We start from the raw sequence: 793 nt of genomic DNA, 5'->3' as shown, positions 1-793 counted from the left end.
TGCTGCTCGCTGTCTTCGCGAGCGTGCTCGCCGTCGCTCCGGCTGCATCCGCGCATGTGCTCCCGTCCTCGAGTGTGCAGCTCGACGTCGCGGAGAGCTCGATCGCGGCGACGGTCACCATTCCGCTGGAAGACCTCGAGAACGCCAGCGGGATCCAGCTCACCGAGCAGACCCAGGCCGCCGTCGATGAGAAAGCAGACGCGATCACCGCGTACCTCCTCGAGCACTTCGCGCCCACCAACGACGACGGGACCGCCTGGACTGTCGATGCCGGTGACCTCACCGTCTCCGACGCCGGCGACACCTCAACCACCGGCATTTACCAGCAGCTCACCACCACGTTCGAGCTCACCCCACCCGCCGGAGAAGACGTGCGCTCGTTCGATCTCGGCTATGACGCCGTGGTGGACAAGGAGATCACCCACGTCGTCCTCGTCACCGTCGCCTCCGACATCGCCAGCGACGTCGCCGGCGCGTACGAACTCGGAACGATCCGGCTCGACACCGTCACCAACACCGTCGGCTCCCTGCACGTGGACCTCGGAACGGGCAGCGAGGCCGGCGGCTTCGTCAGCATGCTCGTGCTCGGCATGCAGCACATCGCCGACGGCACCGACCATCAGCTGTTCCTGCTCACCCTGCTCCTACCCGCACCCCTACTCGCCGTCCGCCGCCGCTGGCGAAACACGGTGCCGCTGCGTGCCGCAGTGCGCCGCATCGCCGGCATCACCCTCGCGTTCACCCTCGGCCACTCCGTGACCCTCGCGCTCGGCGCCCTCGGCCTGCCCGTTCC

At 68.3% G+C, this 793-nt stretch carries 1 protein-coding gene; it reads left to right on the top strand.

Annotated features, from left to right (window positions below; translation table 11 throughout):
- Nucleotides 1-74: 74 nt before the first annotated feature.
- Nucleotides 75-793 (top strand): HupE/UreJ family protein (locus IOC53_RS19600; RefSeq protein WP_207408113.1); only part of this gene is annotated, 719 nt, incomplete at its 3' end.

It is taken from the genome of Rathayibacter sp. SD072 (genome assembly GCF_017355185.1).
In the GTDB taxonomy this organism is placed as follows: Bacteria; Actinomycetota; Actinomycetes; order Actinomycetales; family Microbacteriaceae; genus Rathayibacter.
Note: the sequence above shows the minus strand (reverse complement) of the source record. Positions and strands in the feature narration are given on the sequence as shown.